Genomic DNA, 22522 nt, shown 5'->3' with positions numbered 1-22522 from the left:
ACACTTATCCCTTTCTCGCCCTCTTGCAATTTTTCGCGCTTGGTAAATCGAAACTATTTATATAACCGACAATTGATAACCCCATTAGAAGAACATTTAATGTAATCGGATTAAACGGCCCTGTAAAGCTTGCGATATTCGTAAATCCTGCCGCTAACGTTAAAACTAGTAATACAATAATATGCAGTATAAATAATTTTCGTTTTGTTAGTGGCAACAGCCATACGACACCGAAAATTATTTCTAACACCCCAATTATTTTAAGTATATATACACTACTTTCATTTGAACCAATTAATACAGAAAGCATCTTTACTTCTTCTGAATGAGTAAACAGTAGTTTCGGCACTATCCCTTGATATATCCATACAAAAGCAAATAAAAAGCATACGAGCCAATACGTCATTGTTCTTCTAATTAGTAACCTAGGATGAAGCCCCTTTTCTAACCATAATTTTAAGGCATCAAAACTCCAAGCGGTCGCCCAACCTAATAACGGACGAAAAATATAGGAATCTATTACATTTCCTATACGACCAAATCTTGTATCATAATCATATTGTGTCTCAAAATGGATGTATTCTTTATTCGGCGTATACTTCCAATAACCACGTCCTATTTGAATAAGAGATAATGTATTATCCGTCCAAAATTTTAAAGAGGAAATTCTTTCACCAGTTTCTTTTCTTATTTCACCTATTGATTCCCCTTCTCCAGCTATTTCAAGCCCAAATCCAATCTTTGTTTTATACAAAAACTTCTGTGGTTCTCCTTCTTTTTTCTCTAAATACGAAATTTCAGTAAAGCGAGCATCCCACTCTGTATGTATATCTGGTTCTTGCGTATATCTCCATAATTTTTCCATCGTCGTGTTCATTTTTGTCGCAACATAAATAGGCTGTTTCCTTTTCATTCTCCCACCTCCTATGCACTATAAGTTTAATGTACATGCAATGAATTTATTTTGCTACATTTTTCACAAACTTTTCTGTAAAAAGAAAGAATTTTTAAAATATATGTAAAACACTTGATTCCCCGAAAAATTTAAATTATTATAAAACAAATGTTACCAATAACTTCATAAATCAAACACTCTCGCCTAAAACGTGAGATAGAGGTTGCGATACTTATGAGTATTCTAATGGAGACACAGAGATGTCTATGAACTTAGATGAAAGGAAGTATTGCCGAAATTGATAAATTTCTCTGCATTTATCAATTGGGGCTGTTTTCGAATAGAAACAGAACTGTCATATGTACAGACGTGTACGTATGAAGAGCTATCTACAAAAAAGAGATATCATTTTTTTATGATATTCCTTTTTTGGCGGTTTTTTTATTAGCTCCGTTTTCTGTTTCCCTTTTCCTGTAACAGCACCATCCTCACTTATTTGAGATGGTGTTTTTTGTTTGTCTTTCTGGTAACTACAGGAGTATTGGGATTTATATATTTCCTAATCTATTCTTAAAAATAGACGAAAGAAGGAATTTGTAATGGAAACAATTGTTCAAAAATTTGGTGGCACTTCTGTCGGAAGCGTCGAACGCATTCAACATGTAGCAAATTTAATTATTGAAGAATATGAACGAGGTCATAGCGTTGTCTCTGTCGTTTCAGCAATGGGAAAAAGTACGGATCAACTTGTCGCACTCGCTAACGCTATTACAGAAAATCCAAGTAAACGTGAAATGGATATGCTTCTATCTACAGGAGAACAAGTAACTATTTCATTATTAACAATGGCACTGCAAGCAAAAGGCTATCATGCAATTTCATTAACAGGATGGCAAGCTGGTATTACGACAGAATCTGTACATAGTAGTGCACGGATTACTGACATTCATACAGATCGTATTCAATCTTATCTTGCTGAAGGCACGATTGTTATCGTAGCTGGTTTCCAAGGTATAAGTGTAGCAAATGAAATTACAACGCTTGGCCGTGGTGGTTCTGATACGACTGCTGTCGCACTAGCCGCTGCACTTAAAGCAAAAAAATGTGATATTTATACGGATGTGACAGGCGTATATACGACGGACCCACGAGTTGTAAAAGATGCTTACAAATTAGATGAAATTTCTTATGACGAAATGTTAGAGCTTGCTAATCTCGGTGCTGGCGTATTACACCCGCGCGCTGTTGAGTTTGCTAAAAATCATAACGTAGTTTTAGAAGTTCGCTCAAGTATGGAACAAGAAAACGGAACAATTGTAAAAGGAGAATGTAACATGGAACAACAATCAATCGTTAAAGGTATTGCATTTGAGGATAACATTACACGTGTCACAATTAAAGGACTAGAACAAGGCTCGCTTTCAACAGTTTTCTCTACATTAGCAGCAGCACACATTAATGTAGATATCATCATTCAAAGTATTACAAATGAAGGAACTGTACATCTCTCCTTCTCCATTCACTCGAATGATTTAAGAGAAACTTTAAAAGTTTTGGAACAAAATCAAGAAACTCTTCACTACGAATCTGTAGAACATGAAAATCACTTAGCAAAAGTATCAATCGTAGGATCTGGCATGGTATCTAACCCTGGTGTCGCTGCAAATATGTTCACTACTTTAAAAGAAGAAAATATTCATATTAAAATGGTAAGTACATCAGAAATTAAAGTGTCTGTCGTTATTGACCGCCTTCATTTAGTAACAGGTGTTGAGGCGTTGCATCAATCATTTATGGCGAAAATTGAGCCTTTAGTGCAAATGAGCTAATTTGATATTTTCAGTAACGCTTATAAAAAAATCATATTAATCTACTTCCTTCCTATTAAATAAAATGCTGTTCGTTAACAAGATGCTATATGACATATAAAAAAACACCTTGTCACCTTTTCATATACTATGACAAGGTGTTTTTGACTGAAAGGAATTTGTAACTACTTAGTAGTATAATTATGAGGATGATTAAATAATAAACTTTTATACATAAGGAGATAAGACTATGGCAAAAAACAAATTACTACGAATGGACAATGTCAGCATCGTTGTAGAATCCCTTGATAACGCAATCTCTTTCTTCGAGGAGATTGGCTTGAACCTCGAAGGGCGAGCCACTGTCGAAGGTGAATGGGCTGGTCGCGTAACTGGACTCGGCTCTCAGTGCGTAGAGATTGCTATGATGGTCACTCCAGATGGCCACAGCCGAATTGAACTTTCGCGATTTCTCACCCCACCTACTATATCAGATCACCGAAATACTCCTGTAAACGCCCTCGGTTATCTACGCGTCATGTTCACCGTTGAAGACATTGACGAAATGGTATCCAGACTCACTAAGCATGGTGCAGAGCTCGTTGGCGAAGTAGTTCAATACGAGAACTCGTATCGTCTCTGCTACATTCGTGGAGTCGAAGGAATTTTAATCGGTTTAGCGGAAGAACTCGGTAATAAATAAGCAAGTGACGTTTTATAAAAAAGAGGGAATAGCTCTATATTTAAGCTATTCCCTCACTTCTATTAAAACAGATGAATGTTTTCTTTTTTACAAGCTGCACGTAAATCGTCAGGCCATACAGAAGATTGAACTTCACCGATATGTGCTTTACGTAAGAAGTACATGCACATTCTTGATTGTCCAATACCACCGCCGATTGTTAATGGTAGTACGTCTTCTAGTATACCTTTATGGAAATCATACTCACGTTTGAAGTCTTCACCAGTTTTCGTTAACTGCTCATCAAGTGATTTACTATCAACACGAATTCCCATTGATGATAATTCAAATGAAGATTGTAGTACTGGGTGCCAGAATAAAATGTCACCGTTTAATTTCCAATCGTCATAATCAGCTGCGCGTCCATCGTGCTTTTCACCTGAACGAAGTGCATCACCAATTCCGATAATGAAAACTGCACCATGTTCTTTTGCAATTGCATGTTCACGATCTTTCGGTGTTAATTCTGGATATTTATCTTCTAATTCTTGAGAAGTAACGAAAACAATTTCTTCCGGTAAATACTTTCCAAGGAACGGATATTTTTCAAATAAGTGATCTTCTAAATCTTTGAATATTCCATAAATTGTTTGTACTGTTTTTTGTAAGTAATCGACAGTACGCCATTCTTTTTGAACGATTTTTTCCCAATCCCATTGGTCAACGTAAATGGAATGCGTTGCATCAAGTTCTTCATCACGACGAATCGCGTTCATGTTTGTATATAAACCTTCACCAGCTTCATATCCGTATTCATGTAATGCAAATCGTTTCCATTTCGCTAGTGAATGAACAATTTCTAATTCTTCTCCTGAATGTAACATATCAAATTCAATTGGACGTTCTACACCGTTTAGGTGATCGTTTAATCCTGATTTTTTCGTTACGAATAATGGTGCAGATACGCGGAATAGTTCAAGACGTTTTGCTAATTGGTCCTCGAAAAATGTTTTAACTTCCTTAATTGCGATTTGAGTCTCTCTTACTGTCATTAATGATTGATACATGGTGGTTTCCTCCTAAAATGTTTGGATGTTGTGAAAAGAAGCCAACAAAAAAAGCCCTTCTTTCCCAAAAAACTGGGACGAAAGGCTTTGGTTCCGCGGTACCACCCAAATTAGCAACAGAGGTTGCTCACTTATACAATACGGAGATGAAATATCTCGATACTGTTCTTCTTGTAACGGCGAAGTTCCCGGCTAAGTCTACTTTCCTATAAAGGATTTTGGTTAGCAACTCCAGGAGGTTCTTCATAATAGGCTTCGTATCAGGCTCACACCACCCCTGACTCGCTTAAACTACGTCCTACTACTACTCGTCCTTTCATAGTCGTTTTGTTGTCACATCTCTGAAACATTTTATTAATGATTATTCTATACAAAAAATAAAGAAAGTCAACAAAAAGTTTTAAAATATTTTTCAATTCTTTATTTTACGGCTTTATTGATTGTTGTTAATTTAACATCTTTACTTTTTCTGCCTCGTCAATCCAAAAAATGTTTCACTGATCGAAACTAACGTATACACAACAATTAATGTGATCGTTCGGAATATAGAATCCACAGTATTTCTTATTATTTTCATTTTCTTTATAATTCCTTTCAGTTTACTTGCAATTTCATGATATACTATAGCATTCAAGCAGTTTATTTTTACTTAAAGTAATCATAGTCATTTATAAAGAGTATTTTCTAAATCATTGACTATTATCAAATAAGATTTTTATATAACGGAGTGATCATATGAGTAAAACGAAAGCAAAACCGAAAAAAGGTGTAGGACAAGGTACAGGAAGTAAAGGATGGAACCGTTGGCAATCAAGTGCAAAGAAAAAGGCAGCTGCCAAACCATACAAAAGTAAAGGTACAAAGAAGTAATTTAAATAACATTTGATTTATTTGCTTTATACAAAACAAAATATAATTATTACAACAAAAAAGCTATGCCCTCATAAATTTGAAGGCATAGCTTTTTTATATTAAATCATTAAAATATCTCGAATTTCTTCCTCTGTGATTGAGGACAATTTCTCTTCTCCCGGCTCAATCACTTCAGCGATTAAATTTTTCTTACTTTCTTGCAGTTCATGCATTTTCTCCTCAATTGTTCCGTGGGCTACTAGCTTTATAACTTGCACTGTATTTTTTTGTCCCATTCGATACGCTCTATCGGCCGCTTGTTGTTCAACAGCTGGATTCCACCATAAATCGTATAATATTACTGTATCTGCACCAGTTAAATTAAGTCCGGTACCACCAGCTTTTAAAGAAATGAGAAATAGATCCCCTTCTCCTTCGTTAAACCGATCGCATAGCTCTACACGTTCCTGCGCTGGTGTACTCCCGTCTAAATAAAAGTATGGAATTGCTTGGCGATTTAACTCACGACCAATAATGGAAAGCATCTTCGTAAATTGAGAAAAAATTAATATTCTCTTTCCTGTGCTTCTACATTCCTCTAAAATCTCTAACAGTTGTTCAAATTTAGCTGAACTTCCTTTGTAATCATCAACAAATAAAGCAGGATGACAACAAATTTGTCGCAATCTCGTTAAACCAGCTAAAATTCTAATTTTATTTTTACGTAACGTATCTTTGTCTAAATGCTTTAACGTTTCTTCCCTTAACTTCGCTAAATAAGCAGCATAAAGACTCTTTTGATCGGGTAATAACTCCGATGATTGTAAGTGCTCTATTTTCTCTGGCAACTCATTTAATACGTCCCCTTTTAATCGTCTTAATACGAATGGTTTCACTCGCTTCGCTATATCTTCACGCCTTAAATCACCGAACTCTTTTCTTCCTGGTAATAATTCCGGGAAGACGACATGGAAGATAGACCATAGCTCTTCTAATGAATTTTCTACAGGTGTACCCGTTAGCCCAAAACGGTATTCAGCTTGAATTATTTTCACAGCTCTTGCCGTTTGCGTTGTAGGGTTTTTAAACGCCTGCGCTTCATCAAGGAATAGTGTATGAAATGGTCTTGCATACAATCTTATATCTCTTCTCAATAATGGATATGACGTAATTACGACATCAAATTCCGTTATATCTTTCAAAATTTTCCGGCGCTCTGCTTGAATTCCATCTGCAATAACTGCTCTAATATGCGGGGCGAATTTTTTCAATTCACTAAACCAATTATAAACAAGAGATGATGGTGAAACGACTAATATAGGCAGTTTCTTTTCTCGAATCTCAGGCAAAACAGAATCTATAAAAGCAATGCTTTGCAACGTTTTTCCAAGTCCCATATCATCTGCTAAAATACCTCCAAAACGGTAATGAGCAAGTGTTTTCATCCATTCGAACCCATATACTTGATACTTTCTCATTTCTGCATTTAAAGTATTTGGCACAGCAAATTTTAATTTTTTCGGGTTTTGAATGTTTTCTACTAACTCTTGAACAGAATCATCTAAACTTAAAACATTGCCTTCATGAAGTCCATTCATCCATTTTACACTCCGAATAAGTGGAACATTTACCTCTTCTCCATGTAAAAATTCTTTCCGAATACCTGATTCTTTTATAAACTGATTAATTTCATTAAACTCTTTACTCTCTAGGGATAAAAACGAACCGTTCGCCAATCGATAATATTTACGTTTCTCTTCAAGGGCCGCTAATACACCTTTAATTTCTGCTTCTGGTATTCCTTTTATATCAAAACGAAATGACAACCAATCAATTCTTTCTTTTCTTCTCACTGTAATAAGAGGAACTGCATCCCCTTTACTAATTCGCAATTTGATTGCTGTCGTCGCATAAATATCAACTAAACCTTTTAATGTTGGCACGACGTGATATAAAAAGTTATACTCAGCTTCTTCATTATGCATAAAGTAACCGCCTTCTGTTTTTGCAAAAGCACTTTCACTCATAATGTCTAAAATCTCTTTTTCCTTTTTCTCATCACGATTAAAAACAGACGGCTGTCCATCCTCTTCTAGCGGATTAATCATGACGTTCCCATAGTGAAATTCAAGACCTGCTAATAAGCGATTTTTCACGCGGTCTAAATACATTTTCGCTTTTAGCGAAGGGGTTTCAACACGATCCGATATTACTTCATCAATGTGTACAGTTCCGAGCTTCATTAATCCTGGTACAACTTTCGAGACGAAATGTTCCATCTTACTTTCTGGAATATAAAACTGATTACTATTTGAACGACTCATCATCTTTTGTAATTCAATAAGTCGCATACAATCTTCAATATGTAAGTGATATAATTTCCCATCGTAAAGTGCATTGTTATACATATCCATAACTTGTACACGATTTAGACCATCTATATGAAGTGTAAATCCACCATTATTTCCCTTCGTAAATTCAAAGTGTAACGGCAACAATCCTTTTGAAACTTGTAATCCCTGAAACAGTTGTTCATTTTGTTTCAGCTGTACATATTCAACTTTAGAAAGTGAAGAGAGCATATCTTTCCATGAAGCTGGTGGTATAAATATCATACTTTCATCTTGTTTCGCATGTACTTCTAGCGTATCTTCATACATTTTTTCGTTATGATACATTTTAATGAGCTGCTGAATAATCGCATCCGTTTCTTGTTTAAAACTATGTACATCTGGTGTATATGTAAATTCATTTGAACAATGAAAAGACTCTCTTTTCTCCACCTTAGAAAGAAATTCTCTAATATGATTTATGAAATACACTTTGGCAAGTTTCAATTGAATTCCAAGAAGAGCCCCTCCACTTCTCGTAGCTACTGGTGTACATCTAAACTCAATATCTAATATTTCACGTGTATCAAAACGGTGTTGTTTACTTTTTGGCCTCAGTGGTTTGTCTGCAAACAGCTGAAACATACCACTTGTCAATTGATCATTTCTGTTACTAGTGGAACTCATTCCACCTGTTTGTTGATTATAGTTTATTTGTATTAATACTGCTGCAACATGTTGACAGTACGTTTGAAAAGACGCTAATGAAGGACAACTACATTTTGCAACAACATCACCCTTTTTAGCTTTTTCTACTGTAACATGGAAATCCTCGTTCCCTTTTACTGTCGCCTCGCAAATTTCTTTATTTTCATCATAATGATTTATTATCACTTTATTTGATTTATAATAGGCTTCACCTCTTTTATATGAGGTCTCTCCGCACACTTCTTTAATAATCGATTTATTCAATGTGAAACTCATCGCTTTGACACTTCCTTAATATAAAACCATTTTCTCTTACTTAACATTTTACATGCTCCACGAGAAAATATAAAATGTTGATTTAACAAAAAAGATGCTTATTTATAAGCATCTTCTTCACTCTATCTCCATCAACCTCTTCGCCTCAAAATACAACACTTGAATAAACTTCTTCGTATTAATTCGCGTATGACCAGAAGATGCGAGTTCATCTTTCGTCATTTCTGTCATACGTTTTCTAACTACGGTGAAATCGAAAAATTTTGGAGCATAGCTTTCAAATTTTGGATTTGAAAAGTCTGTTAATCCTAAAGAAGCCAAATGATTTAACGACTGATAAATAGCTCGACGTACTCTTTGTTCAGACGCTTTTTTCTCTTTATCAATATCCGCATCTAAAGCTAAATCCCCTAGCTTCCTTATCGTAATATGATGAAAAATTTCTTTTAACGCAGGAAAGCCAAACTCAAATGTCTGTGCCTTTTCTTGACCATATAAATATTCCAGCATACTAAGTAAATCTTTACTTCCATTCTCTCCCGCAATACCGAGTTCTGATAGTAAAAAGCGCCCTAAATCTCCTATCTTTTTTCCTTCTTGCACTGGTTCAGTACGCAATTGCGGTTTTTCCCACTGAAACACGTTATTTAATGATTTTTGAATATCATGTATAGAACGCTCCAATCTAATACGCTCCATCACTTTGCGTACAACAGATACAACTTCGATTTTGTTTAATGGTTTTGTAATATAATATTCTACACCAAGTGTATATGCCTCACCTATAAGCTGCTTCGATTCCACTTGAGAAATCATAATGATTTTCCCAGTGAAAGTTGACGCAATGTGACGAACTGTTTCAATTCCGTCCCTCATCGGCATCAACAAATCAATAAATAAAATATCTACTTTTTTAAAATTTAGTTGATCCGCTTCAATAAAAGCTCCGTCATCCGCCTCACCAATTACTTCTCCAAGGTCTCCATCTTCAATAATTTGCGAAAGCATCGAACGGAAAACTTCATCATCGTCTACGATATAATAAAACAAATCTATTCCCCTTCCCGCTTTAAACTATCCTCTGGTAAACAAACGATAAACTTACATCCTCTTTTATTTTCTCGGTCTTCTAATCTCACTTCTCCGCCTAGCTCTGTTACCATTTCATTTATGTAAGAAAGCCCAATACCAGTTGACGGTGTTCCCGTTTGATCATACTTGGAAGTAAATCCTGGCTTAAATACTAATTTCTTATACTTTTGTTCAATACCAGGTCCATCGTCAATTACTTCAAAAAATATATGTTGCTCTCTTTTATATAGCTTAATAATAACGACACCTTTATCTTCAATTGCTTCAACTGCATTCGAAACTAAGTTATTAAAGATTGATAGAACTGTATACACGTGGTATGCAGCATGCTCACCTTCTATATGTTTAGAAAAACGTATATCCTTTTCTAGCATTTCGGCATACTTCTCGTTTATTCTAACAATCATTTCTGCTAACTCATGTCCTTCTACATATTCAGCCACATTTTTATCTAATAACAGTTTAGATAACCCTGCAAATATCCTTTGATTATCCTTTTTTATTTCATGCACTTCCCCTGCTATTTTCAATGCTGTTTTACTACTTGAATCAGCGCTTACTTGTAAATTTCGATATAGTTGATATGCTTCTTGTGTAATTAACTCCGCATTTTGTAACGTCTTTTTCAAATGAACAGATTCTACATATAAATTAGAAAGATGCATTAACATATTTTCATTTTCTTTTCGAACTTGCGATTCTTTTAATTTCGTTTCATATAAATTCATCATATTTAAAAAACCAAGTGCAAAGAAACTACGAAAAATAGCAATAATGATGAGTTTATTTACTTCAGAAATCGTTATTGTTGTACCTAGTACTAACATGTGATAAAACGCAAGTTCTGACATACTTGCAACAATTTCAATTGAAATTCCAAGGCATCCAATAATGATTGGTTTCTGATGGAACTTATTTACCCTGCAAAGCGAAAAAAGACTGCCATAAATAAAATAATAGAAGAACACAGGATAACGCAAATAAAATGATTCTGTCATATGAAATGAACCTTGCATAATCCAGTCAAGGCATACTCGGAATAAGACTACAGATATACCAACAAGAATACCTGCAACTCCTGCTGGTACTCTTCTTAAAAATAATAATAAAAAGAAGAATAGCGGTGTACCGAAGCTAACTCGAAACGTATCATTAAAGGGATGAAAGTTCAGCTCCCCAGCAATCGGAACAACGACCATTAATATAATTAAAAGGGACATATCTTTCTTCCATAATTGATTCCAATTCAAAGGTGACACTTCCTATACTTTTTTTCAGTAGTAAAAGCGAAAGCCCGCTTATTGTTATAAACGGGCTTTTTTTCTATATTCTAACCTTTTCTACCGCTTTTATTTGGCGATACTCTGGCTTCCACATTGCTTCTTTCACTGCCATCTTAATATCGTTATCACTTAAGTTCACTCTTGCAACACCTTCTGCAACTGCAACTTTAGCTACTTCAATTGCAACCATTTCTGAGATATTACGTAATTCTTCGACCTCTGGTAAAATAGGTGCTCCTGGCTGACTTGTATCTACCATACTTGCAACTGCTTCAGCAGCTGCTGCGAACATTCCATCCGTCATGACGCTTGCTCGTACTACAATTGTTCCAAGACCAAGCCCTGGGAAAATAAGTGCATTATTTGATTGTCCAATCACATACGTTACACCGTTATATGTAACTGGTTCAAATGGACTTCCTGTTGCAACTAACGCTCTTCCTTCTGTCCACTCGATTAAATCTGCTGGTTTTGCTTCAGCAAGTGGCGTCGGATTCGACATTGGTAAAATGATTGGTCTTTCTACGTGAGAAGCCATTTCTTTAATAATCTCTTCTTTAAATGCACCTGCAACAGTAGATGTACCAATTAAAATTGTCGGTTTTACATATTTCACAACTTCAGCAAGTCCGATCACATCATTTTGCTTCCACTCACTTACTTCTGCTTCTTTTCTTGCGTACGGAATTTGGAAATCAAGAAGATCTTCCATATTATTTGTAACTAACCCGTTACGATCAATACACCAGAAACGCTTATATGATTCTTCTTCAGATACGCCTACGCGGACCATCGCATCTCTAACTTGATCTGCGATACCGATTCCAGCCGTACCAGCACCAAATACAACAACACGGTGTTCACTTAGCGGTACACCAGAAGCTTTTACTGCCGATAATACTGCCGCAAGTGAAACTGCACCTGTACCTTGAATATCATCATTAAACGTACAAACATCATGACGATATTTATCTAAAATTTTTCGTGCGTTACGAGAGCTAAAGTCTTCCCAATGTAAAAGTGCTTTCGGGAATTGTTTGTTTACCGCTTGTACAAACGTATCAATAAATTCATCGTAAGCTTCACCTGTTATACGAGGGTGACGATTTCCAATATAAAATGGATTGTTTAATAGCTCCTCACGGTTTGTACCTACATCTAAAATTACCGGTAATACACGACTAGGATCGATTCCAACTGCAGCAGTGTAAACAGCTAATTTTCCGATTGCGATGTTAATACCACCAACGCCCCAGTCACCAATTCCTAATATACCTTCTCCATCTGTTACAACGACTAAATCAATGTTCTCAGCTGTTGCACCGATATTCGTAAATGCTTCTTCGATACCTGATGGATCGTTAATTGATAAATAAACACCACGTGGTTTACGATATTCATGACTATATCTTTGAATTGCTACACCGACAGTTGGTGTATATACAATCGGTAACATTTCTCGTAAATGATCTGTTAATATACGATAAAATAATACTTCATTTCGATCATGTAACGCAGTTAAGTATACATTCTTTAATAAATCATCCGGCTGAGAACTAAATTGTTCGTATGCTCGGCGTGCCTGTTCTTCTAACGTTAAAACCGCTGGCGGTAATAACCCTTTTAAACCTAATTCTTCTCTCTCTTCTTGCGTGAAAGCTACCCCTTTATTTAAAAGTGGTGTTGATAATACTTCTGCTCCTCTTAATGTTGTTTCTAATGCACCATTAGAAGCTACTGTAAACTTGCTCATAACATCCCTACCTCTATTCATATATAGCATTTCTATATTGTAAACAAAAAAGAGGGGATTGTCCCCCTCTTCTTTTAATTTTTCTTTAAAAGAGTTGCTCCTGCAATCCCTGGGTGTGTCATTTCGAATGGATCTAGAATTAACTCTAAGTCTTCTTGTGACAATACACCATTTTTCACACAAAGTTCTCGAACGGATTGGCCTGTTGCAATTGCTTCTTTCGCAACGCGAGCTGCTGCTTCATAACCGATATGAGGGTTCACGGCTGTAATAATTCCTACACTTTTCTCAACATACTCTTTTAAGCGATCTTCATTCGCTTCAATTCCTTTTAAGCAATTATCTGTAAAGGCACGGAAACCGTTATTCATAATGCTAATCGATTGAAGTAAGTTGAAAACAAGTACTGGTTCCATAACGTTTAATTCTAATTGTCCTGCTTCTGAAGCAAGGCAAATTGTATGGTCATTACCAATTACTTGGAACGCAATTTGGTTAATAACTTCTGGCATAACAGGGTTTACTTTCCCTGGCATAATAGAAGAACCTGGTTGACGAGCTGGTAACATAATTTCAGCTAAACCAACACGTGGACCTGATGCCATTAAGCGAAGGTCGTTCGCAATTTTAGACATATTCATCATACATACTTTCAGTGCTGCTGATACTTCTGTGTATGCATCCGTATTTTGCGTTGCATCTACTAAGTCTTCTGCACCAACAAGTGGCAGTTCACTAATTGCAGCTAAATGTTTTACAACTGCTTCAATATATTCTGGATCTGCATTTAAGCCTGTACCAACTGCAGTTGCCCCCATATTTACTTCATATAAATGTTGACGCGATTGTTGAATTCGTTTCATATCACGCTCAAGTACGCGAGAGTATGCTTTAAACTCTTGTCCAAGACGAATTGGCACCGCATCTTGTAAATGTGTACGCCCCATTTTAATAACATGATCAAACTGTTCTGCTTTTAATTCAAATACATCATGCATATAACCCATCGTTTGTAATAAGCCTTCTAATGCATTTAACGTTGCGATATGAATCGCCGTTGGGAATGCATCATTTGTTGATTGGGCCATATTTACATGGCTATTTGGACTAATATAATGATAGTCTCCCTTTTCCATTCCTAATAATTCAAGAGCACGATTGGCAATGACTTCATTTGCGTTCATATTCATTGAAGTACCTGCTCCGCCTTGAATTGGATCGACGATGAAATGATCATGCCATTTTCCATCAAGAATTTCTTGAGCAGCTTCTGCGATCACGCCACCCTTGTTCAATTCCAATCTTCCTACATCTGTATTAGCAAGCGCTGCTGCTTTTTTTACAATTGCGAACGCTCTAATTAAACCTTCATGGATTTTGTATCCTGTAATTGGGAAGTTTTCAACTGCACGCATTGTTTGTACGCCGTAGTATGCATAGTTTGGTACTTCTTTCTCACCTAAAAAATCTTTTTCAATTCGAACACCATTTTTAACTTCAGTTAATGTTGCCATGATTATTCACTCCTTAACGATTTCTTATGCTGCTTTTGTTTCTTTGACTGTTTCTACATATTGTTTTGCTTTCTCATTATCGAATTCGCCTTCCCACTTTGACATAACAATGGCCGCTAATGCATTTCCTAATACATTGACAGATGAGCGAATCATATCTAAAATGCGGTCAATTCCCGCAATTAACGCGATACCTTCTAGTGGTAACCCCATTGAACCTAACGTTGCTAATACAACAACGAACGATGCACCTGGAACTCCCGCCATACCTTTGGATGTTAACATGAGAACGAATAATAACGTTATTTGCTCCGTTAGTGACATGTGTACACCGTACATTTGTGCAACAAACAATGCCGCTAACGCTTGATAAATAGCCGATCCAGTCAAGTTAAATGTATAACCTGTCGGAATTACGAAAGAGGCAACTGCCTTTGGACAACCGAACTCTTCCATTTTTCTCATTATATTAGGTAAAACAGCTTCTGAACTTGCTGTCGTAAATGAAAGAATTAGTTCTTCTTTTAAAATTTTCATTAATGTAAAAATGTTTACGCCAACCATTCGTGCATTAATACCTAATACAATCACAACGAATAGTATAACAGTTACGTATACAGCTAGCACTAGTTTTCCTAAAGGAAGTAGTGTTGCTACACCAAATTTTGCAACCGTAACCGCAATTAAGGCGAATACACCAAATGGTGCAAATTTCATGACTTGATTTGTAACCCAAAACATCGCTTCGAGTACACCTTCAAAGAAGTTAAAGACAGGCTTTCCTTTTTCCCCAATTGCCGCAACTCCTAAACCGAATAATACTGAGAAGAATATAATCGGTAATAGGTCACCTTGTGCAATCGATTCAAATACGTTTTTCGGTACAATGTGAACAATTGTCTCAGCAAAACCTTTCTTCTCTGTTGCATCTGCTGTTTGTTTATAAGAAGAAATATCACTTTGCTGTAAATTACTCATATCAACACCAGTACCTGGTTGGAATATATTCGCTGCAAGTAATCCCATTAAAATAGCAATCGTTGTAATAATTTCAAAATAAAGAATTGTCTTACCACCCAGTTTCCCAAGCTTCTTCATATCTCCTACACCAGCTACTGCAACAATTAATGCTGAAATAACAATTGGTACTACAATCATCTTAATTAAGTGAATAAATATATCCCCAATTGGTGTGATATAAGAAATCGCCGTTTTATTGCCATAAAAGACTGCCCCTACTACAATCCCTAAAACAAGCGCGACAAAAATTTGTGTTGCCAATCCGAATTTTTTCATTTATGTTCATCCCCTTCATGCGAACGCTTTCAATTTGAATTTATAAAAGCTACTCATACATCTTATAAGCGAACCTACAAAATCATACAAAAACCTACAAGTTCGTCACAAAAAATTCAAATATTTTTCTTCTTTTTTTCATTGACACCATTTTGTTAAAAAACGATAAAATAAACTTGATAAGTAATCAGATTGTTTCGTATAATCAAAAAGATATATACTTAAAACAAATTAAAATGAAAAGGAGTGGATGGTATGAAAAGTTACGTGAAAAAATTCGTCCTATCTTCTTCTTTTCTTTTTCATTTTCTTAAAAAGGAACAAAGGCATTCGCCTTTGTTCCTTTTTTATTGCGATCTATATAGGGGGAATTGTTATGAGGTCATATAAACGTGTCTTAATTAAATTAAGCGGCGGTGCACTTGCCGATCAAACTGGAAATAGCTTTAACTCCAAACGATTAGAACATATCGCAAACGAAATTTTATCCATTGTTGATTTGGATATCGAAGTATCCATCGTCATCGGTGGCGGTAACATTTTTAGGGGGCATCTAGCTGAAGAGTGGGGAATTGATCGCGTAGAAGCTGATAATATCGGTACACTAGGTACAATCATTAACAGCTTAATGCTTCGCGGTGTTTTAACAAGTAAAACAAATAGAGAAGTACGCGTTATGACGTCCATTCCATTCAATGCAGTAGCTGAACCATACATTCGCTTGCGTGCAGTCCACCATTTAGATAACGGCTATATCGTTATCTTTGGAGGCGGAAATGGGCAACCGTTCGTGACGACAGATTATCCAAGCGTACAAAGAGCTATTGAAATGAATAGCGATGCCATATTAGTCGCAAAACAAGGTGTCGATGGCGTCTTTACAAGTGATCCAAAGCATAATAAATCAGCAAAAATGTACAGCAAACTAAACTATAATGATGTTGTTAGACAAAATATACAAGTCATGGATCAAGCAGCATTACTGCTTGCCCGGGACTACAATTTACCAGCACATGTCTTTAACTTTGATGAGCCTGGAGTGATGAAACGAATTTGTTTAGGGGAGCATGTAGGGACGTTGATTAATGATGATGCTTCATTGCTTGTGCATGAAAAGTAATTAGTTCTCATAAAAAAGGGGTGTCTATAAAAGACCCCCTTTTCTTTAAACTTTATAAATAAAAATCCACCAAACCCGCAAATTTCTCCTTACAACGCTCCCAAAAAGATAACTTCTCAAAAAACTCTTTCGTCATTACTTTCGAATCACGAAAATCCTCTGTTAACACTGTATTAACTTGCGCTACAATAGGACCACCATGAATATAAAAATTCATTTCATCATTTATATTAAAGCTACGCGAAGTAAAGTTTGTTGTGCCAATAACGGTTAATTCATTATCAATAAGCATTAATTTGCCATGGAACATTCCTTTTTTATAACCATATACAGTAATCCCATTATTAACAGCTTGACGTATGTATGGATACGCCGCTTCTTTTATAAGAGGTAGATCTGGTTTATATGACCAAAGTATTTTTACTGTAACACCACGCTTTTGTGCTGCGATTAAAGCATTCATTGATTCTTCATTTTTCGCTATAAAATACGGCGTTGCAATTACAATGGAGTGCTGAGCTTGTTTTATAAGATCTAAATATTTTTCAGCGACGTGATGCCCATTATAACTAACCATAGTATGTAATGTATTCCCTTTACTAGCTTTATTCGTACTTCTCTTTATATCTTCTTTCGTATCTCGTTTCCAATCTAAAGCAAATTGTTCCTCTAAATCTTTTGCACCTTCTCCTTTTACCCGTACATGATAATCTCTCCAGTACCCAAAGTGTTTATCTTTCCCTAAGTACTCATCTCCTATATTAAAACCACCTGTATAACCAATCTCTCCATCAATTGTTGTAATTCGGCGATGATTACGATGATGAAGGGAATAAAACCCGAATGGTAATTCCTGTTTTCTACTATATGTAAAATGCACACCATTTTTCTGTAATTCTTTTTTCATCTTTCTTTCAAATGATAAATCGTTAAGTAAATCGACAGATAAATATACGTTTACTCCTTCTCTTGCCTTTTCTTTTAATAAGTTTAAAAAAGTATGACTGCTTTTATCATCCGATAAAATAAAAAAATAAGTGTAAATAGATTGTTTCGCTTCTTTTATATCAGTAAATAACTGTTTATAAAATGACTTTCCTTCTACATATAATTGAAAATCACTATAATGAGGTGCATACTCTGTTGGCATGTTTTTCCCAGTTTCCATTTTCCTACCTAAAGTAACATCAATATGCATACAAATTAAAATAAAAGCGAAAATAGCAATAACAATAGAAGTAACTCGTAATATTTTTTTAATCATTTTGATTTCCTTCCGCTCATTTTTCTTTCCACCCTTCTATTTTGGCATTCAAATTCAGATTTCATGCTTCATACAAAAAAGGATGTGACTTAACGTCACACCCTTTTCATATTAAACAAAGTTTCTCGCATCATTATTTCTTCCAAACTTATAAATAGCAATTAAGAAGAATGCTACCGCAAAGGCGAATAAGATTAAAATGTTTACATACAACTCTGAAAATGGGATTCCTTGCTGTAGTTTTGCTATCGTGTCTAGCAACCAACGCTGCGGAAGGAAATCAGCTACTTTTTGTACCGCTTTTGGCATAATGTCATATGGAAAATAACATCCGGCAAGTAAACAAGTTGGTACAATGACCAGATTTTGCATCGTATTTGCCGATGCTGAGTTTTTCGAAAAAGCAACAAGAACTAATGATATTCCAATCGCTATTAAAGCAAATAGCATGAGTACGCCAATCATCACTATGAAAGGCATATTGATATTCGTATGAAAAACATTCGTTAGGAATAGGGTTGTAATTAGAATTTGTACTGTTAGCATCATCATATTTACTCCGACATTAGATAATATAAATCTCTTCCCATCTATCGGTGTTGATAAGAGTCTAAAGTACGTTCTATTTTCTTTTTCTTTTAAAATAGAACCTGATAAGTTCGCTGCTGAAAACAGCATAAACATAATAAGGTAACCCATCGTTTGGTTTGTCATATCTTTATTTTTCGAAGTATCTTCTAGCGTTTCAGTTTTCATCTTAAATGCACTTTTTTGATACCCTGCGTACATAGTATCAAATGTACTTTGATCTGTTCCTGCTACTTTACTAATAGCTGCTACATTATCAATATAGTTATATAAATATGATTTTATAAATACTGTTACTTGATCACCTTTAATCGATGCAATCTCGATATGATTAGGTTTCCCTTCTCGAACACTTTTTGAAAAACCAGAATGTAATGTAATAACTCCATCAAGTTTTTTGGAAGTGAGTTTATCTTCTACTTCTGACTCCTTAACCTTACTCACTTTCACATGATTTAATCCTTCTAAGAACTTTATCGTATCATTTACTATCAGCTCATTTTCCTTATTTACAATCCCGATATTTAACGTGCCTTGCCCCGCATTTCCGTATATCGAAAAAGAGATGAGTGTTCCGATTATCGGCAAACTAATAATAATGAATAACCCTTTTTTATTTTTCAAAAGGACAGATAGCGTTTTTTGTATGAGCCATAAAATATCTTTCATACTATAGCCCCTCCCGTCTACGTAATGCAATAATTGCAATTAATAAAAAGAGTGCTGAAATCCCAAGATTTAAACATATTACTGGCAGTGTCGCTCCTACATCGTTTGCATAAATAATTTTCATGACAGCTGTGTTTGCCCACGTTAATGGTGATAAGTTCGTAACTAAATTTTCTTCTACTACGAAGTATGCACCACCAAAAATAGAAGCTAACTGTATAACAACAAGAATAATTGCTCTCGATGATTCAGCTGTTTTCGTAATATACCCGATCCCTAAACCGAAGCTAATTGCTAGAAAGACTTGTGTTAATAAAATAATAAATATGATTCCAAGGTGGTCGCCCCAATTCGCTTGAAATACAAATTTACTAAATAACATGACAAGTAATACGCAAAGGGCGTTCGCTACTAGGCTACCAAGTACTTTTCCAATAAATATTTCAGCTTTACTTATAGGTGCAGCAATGAGACGATCTCCTGTTTTACGTATGCGTTCTCCTCGGATTAAAGAACTCGCTCCCATTGCAGCATATAATGCAATCATCGTTGTCATTACAATCGCATAGTAATCCATGGAACCTGGTTTTTTCGTAGCTTGTAAGGATGTTTCTTTTATATAATCATTATGATTTCCGTTTGAAATAACTGTGCTCACCTTAGTAGGATCTACTTTTGCAACTTCGGCCGCTACATTGTACTTATCAACAAATGTTGTAAGCATTCCTTCCACAATACTCCCCTCAATACTACTTTTGTCACTTCCGTACAATTTTGCACCATCTTTATTTAACTCTACATAAACAGCATATTTATTTTGCTTCACTTCTTCTTTCCCATCTATACCTTCGGAAGCTTTTTTAAAATGAATACCCGATTTATCGACTTCTTTCGTAAATGCTTCGAACGATTGAGAAAATGTGCTACTCGCTTCATCTTTGTAGAGCACTTGTATATCTTTAATCGCTTGACTATCGCTATCAAATGCATTCGTTAACGCTGTTCCTAACACAAGCATAAGTACAACCGGAAATGCTAACATAAAAACTAAAGTTCTTACGTCTCTGAAATCTCTTTTAATATGCATAACTGCAATATTGAAGATGTTCAATTGATGAACCTCCCTTTACCTTTTCTTCATTTACTTTTTATTTATCTCGTAAGTTTCTTCCAGTCAACGTAAGAAATACAGTTTCTAAATTCGGTGCCTGCTCTTCTAACGAACGAATTTCAATATCGTGATTAATGAAATGCTGAATAATTTTATTTAAATTATTTAATCCTGCATCCGAGTTTACCTTGATTACGTTCTCTTCAATTTGAACAGCTTTCACACCGTTTATCTCTTTTAACTTTTCTACATCTAAATTTTCTACTGACTTCACTTCAATCCAAATATCTTTCGTATCTGTAATAATCGCTTTTAACTGTTCTTTCGTACCTTCTGCAATCACTTTACCGTGGTCGACAATTGCGATTTTTGTACAAATCTCTTCCACTTCTTCCATGTAGTGGCTCGTGTAAATAATCGTGCTTCCCATTTCATTTAATTTCCGAACAGACTGAAGGATATAGTTTCTTGACTGCGGATCAATTCCAACTGTCGGTTCATCCATAATAATTAACTTCGGTCTATGAGCAATTGCACAAGCTATATTCAGTCTTCGTTTCATCCCACCAGAAAAGTTTTTCGGGTAACTCTTATGTTTATCGCTAAGCCCCACAAATTGAAGTGCTTCCTCTACTCTTGCTTTTAGTTCAACCCCTCTTAACCCATACAATCCAGCAAAGAATTTCACATTTTCATAGGCAGTTAACTCTTCATAAATCGCAATATCTTGCGGAACGATTCCGATATTCATTTTTGCAAATCGATTATGTTTCTTTATATTTTTTCCTAGTATGCTAATTTCGCCTTCATTACTTCTTAACAAACCAGCAATCATATTTATCGTTGTACTCTTACCAGCACCATTTGATCCTAAAAAGCCAAATATTTCTCCTTCTTTAATAGATAAAGACATATTATCAACTGCGATAAAATCACCAAATTTTTTCGTTAAATTTTTAATTTCTAATGTATTCATCATTTCACCCCTATTTCGGTTTCTCTGCTATTAGTATAAACAAAAAGAATGAACCTGCTCAGTGCAGAAGTTCATTCTTTTCACATGAGATTATTCACTTTTTTCATATGAGATGGTTCATCTTCGTCCCATTCTCTTATATCGGCAACAACATCGTCACTAAAAAACCACTTGTTCCATCTACAATAATTTTTCCGTTTACAGACGCTGTTCGCTCCTCCATCCCCATAATACCGAGACCTTTCTTAACAAGGGCTGCGCCTTTTCCGTTATCCTTCACTTGCACCTTAACCATCTTGTTAAGTACATGAATATCTATAGAAATAACTGTCGCATCAGCATATTTCATCGCATTTGTTAATGCCTCTGTAACATTTTCACCAATAATTTTCCACTGAATGGGAGAAATCATATCTAAGTTTCCCTTATATACGAAAGGAATGTTTACATCATGCTTACTAGCAAACTCCTCTATGAATAATTTCATACGGTGAATGCCAATTTGCTCAGTTGGTGGCTTCATATTTTTTAATGTAATGCGAATACTTTCAATTCCATCTTTTGAAATGTGAATTGCATTTTGTAATAACTCCGCAGATTTTTCTTTATCTATCCCCATTAATCTCTTTGCTGCTTCCATTTGAATCAATGCGCCTGTCATCGAGTGACCAATTTTATCATGAATTTCTTGTGATAATCGATTTCTCTCTTCTAACTTAAATGTGTATTCTGATTGTCTTATGTACTCTTTATTTTCATGTAAGCTTTTCGTAAGTCGTTGCATATCTTTTCGCATCTTATCATTTTGCGATTCAAGCTTTACTACACGTGATATATATCGATCTGCCATAGTTAAAACGAGAAAAGAAAATGCAACAATTAATCCATAAGTCATTCGAATGCTTTCATCTGTAATTGTAATTGGAAGCATCATAATAACAAAGTGTGACCAATTCTTGTCTATGTAATGGAATGTAATTTCGTATAAATTCAAAGGTAAAAACAAAATAAAAAACGGATGAACCCTCCATGTTAATAACATAACTACACTAATTGAAATACAAATCAATATTTTTTTGTACGTATCTTTTTTTAATATAGAGATTAGCACGTTTACAGAAAGATATAAAAGCAAAGCAAATATAACCCATGGTAAGTTCGTAACATTTGAATGTATGTAACTGAACACAATATATATAAAGACAATTAATTTACTTACAGTTAACCAAAATTCCATA

General features: G+C 35.2%; 17 protein-coding genes, 1 riboswitch and 1 other annotated feature. Of the genes, 4 read left to right on the top strand and 13 right to left on the bottom strand.

The annotated features are described in order from the left end of the window. Positions 1 to 4: 4 nt before the first annotated feature. Positions 5 to 913: a DoxX-like family protein gene (locus CGQ22_RS15515; RefSeq protein ID WP_000823952.1), complete on the bottom strand. Its 909-nt coding sequence runs from the start codon at positions 911 to 913 to the stop codon at positions 5 to 7. Between the two features lie 191 nt (positions 914 to 1104). Beyond that, positions 1105 to 1291: riboswitch (Lysine riboswitch) on the top strand. 203 nt (positions 1292 to 1494) lie between these two features. Here CGQ22_RS15515 and CGQ22_RS15505 point away from each other — a divergent pair. Continuing rightward, on the top strand, positions 1495 to 2724 hold the full coding sequence (locus CGQ22_RS15505; protein WP_000448071.1) for an aspartate kinase: 1230 nt from the start codon (positions 1495 to 1497) through the stop codon (positions 2722 to 2724). Positions 2725 to 2953: 229 nt separating this feature from the next. Then, positions 2954 to 3406 carry a VOC family protein gene (locus CGQ22_RS15500; RefSeq protein WP_001107266.1) on the top strand — a complete coding sequence of 151 codons (453 nt, stop codon included), beginning with the start codon at positions 2954 to 2956 and terminating at the stop codon, positions 3404 to 3406. A 62-nt stretch (positions 3407 to 3468) separates the two neighbouring features. On the opposite strand, the gene asnA is transcribed toward CGQ22_RS15500, so the two are convergent. Further along, complete coding sequence (gene asnA / locus CGQ22_RS15495; RefSeq protein WP_000284914.1) at positions 3469 to 4452, bottom strand: aspartate--ammonia ligase; 984 nt, start codon at positions 4450 to 4452, stop codon at positions 3469 to 3471. Positions 4453 to 4522: 70 nt separating this feature from the next. Next, positions 4523 to 4781 (bottom strand) — a binding site (T-box leader). A 406-nt stretch (positions 4782 to 5187) separates the two neighbouring features. Between asnA and CGQ22_RS15480 the strand changes: the two genes are divergently transcribed. After that, complete coding sequence (locus tag CGQ22_RS15480) at positions 5188 to 5322, top strand: DUF3934 domain-containing protein (RefSeq protein WP_000047588.1); 135 nt, start codon at positions 5188 to 5190, stop codon at positions 5320 to 5322. A 101-nt stretch (positions 5323 to 5423) separates the two neighbouring features. On the opposite strand, the gene CGQ22_RS15475 is transcribed toward CGQ22_RS15480, so the two are convergent. The 6 genes from CGQ22_RS15475 to CGQ22_RS15450 form a co-directional block, all read right to left on the bottom strand. Beyond that, on the bottom strand, positions 5424 to 8618 hold the full coding sequence (locus CGQ22_RS15475) for a DEAD/DEAH box helicase (protein WP_089148944.1): 3195 nt from the start codon (positions 8616 to 8618) through the stop codon (positions 5424 to 5426). 117 nt (positions 8619 to 8735) lie between these two features. Next, the gene (locus tag CGQ22_RS15470; protein WP_000500301.1) at positions 8736 to 9668 is read right to left on the bottom strand and encodes a response regulator; all 933 of its coding nucleotides are present in this window, start codon (positions 9666 to 9668) and stop codon (positions 8736 to 8738) included. Positions 9669 to 9670: 2 nt separating this feature from the next. After that, entirely contained in the window at positions 9671 to 10969 is a 1299-nt protein-coding gene (locus tag CGQ22_RS15465; protein WP_074594456.1) for a sensor histidine kinase, read from the bottom strand. Positions 10970 to 11033: 64 nt separating this feature from the next. Further along, positions 11034 to 12746, bottom strand: coding sequence for an oxaloacetate-decarboxylating malate dehydrogenase (malS, locus tag CGQ22_RS15460; RefSeq protein WP_002163923.1), 1713 nt, complete (start codon positions 12744 to 12746; stop codon positions 11034 to 11036). A 74-nt stretch (positions 12747 to 12820) separates the two neighbouring features. After that, positions 12821 to 14260, bottom strand: a complete 1440-nt coding sequence (gene aspA, locus CGQ22_RS15455) for an aspartate ammonia-lyase (RefSeq protein WP_000224200.1) — start codon at positions 14258 to 14260, stop codon at positions 12821 to 12823. Positions 14261 to 14284: 24 nt separating this feature from the next. After that, positions 14285 to 15556 (bottom strand): cation:dicarboxylate symporter family transporter, encoded by a 1272-nt coding sequence (locus CGQ22_RS15450; protein ID WP_000713293.1) that lies wholly within the window; start codon positions 15554 to 15556, stop codon positions 14285 to 14287. A gap of 376 nt (positions 15557 to 15932) precedes the next feature. Between CGQ22_RS15450 and pyrH the strand changes: the two genes are divergently transcribed. Beyond that, positions 15933 to 16676, top strand: coding sequence for a UMP kinase (gene pyrH, locus CGQ22_RS15445; RefSeq protein ID WP_001258266.1), 744 nt, complete (start codon positions 15933 to 15935; stop codon positions 16674 to 16676). Positions 16677 to 16728: 52 nt separating this feature from the next. Here pyrH and CGQ22_RS15440 read toward each other — a convergent pair whose 3' ends face one another. The 5 genes from CGQ22_RS15440 to CGQ22_RS15420 all read right to left on the bottom strand — a co-directional run bounded on the left by CGQ22_RS15440 (position 16729) and on the right by CGQ22_RS15420 (position 22521). Then, entirely contained in the window at positions 16729 to 17940 is a 1212-nt protein-coding gene (locus CGQ22_RS15440; RefSeq protein WP_139032733.1) for a phospholipase D-like domain-containing protein, read from the bottom strand. A 111-nt stretch (positions 17941 to 18051) separates the two neighbouring features. Further along, a complete protein-coding gene (locus CGQ22_RS15435) occupies positions 18052 to 19197 on the bottom strand; it encodes an ABC transporter permease (protein WP_046945425.1) in 1146 nt (381 codons plus the stop codon). A gap of 1 nt (position 19198) precedes the next feature. Continuing rightward, positions 19199 to 20308, bottom strand: coding sequence for an ABC transporter permease (locus CGQ22_RS15430; protein WP_061883988.1), 1110 nt, complete (start codon positions 20306 to 20308; stop codon positions 19199 to 19201). Between the two features lie 37 nt (positions 20309 to 20345). Beyond that, complete coding sequence (locus CGQ22_RS15425) at positions 20346 to 21284, bottom strand: ABC transporter ATP-binding protein (RefSeq protein WP_001093829.1); 939 nt, start codon at positions 21282 to 21284, stop codon at positions 20346 to 20348. A 136-nt stretch (positions 21285 to 21420) separates the two neighbouring features. Continuing rightward, complete coding sequence (locus CGQ22_RS15420) at positions 21421 to 22521, bottom strand: sensor histidine kinase (protein WP_000397657.1); 1101 nt, start codon at positions 22519 to 22521, stop codon at positions 21421 to 21423. Position 22522 lies beyond the last annotated feature (1 nt).

It is taken from the genome of Bacillus sp. M13(2017) (genome assembly GCF_002218325.1).
Classification (GTDB): Bacteria; Bacillota; Bacilli; order Bacillales; family Bacillaceae_G; genus Bacillus_A; species Bacillus_A thuringiensis_K.
This window is presented reverse-complemented; position numbering and strand designations above follow the sequence as displayed.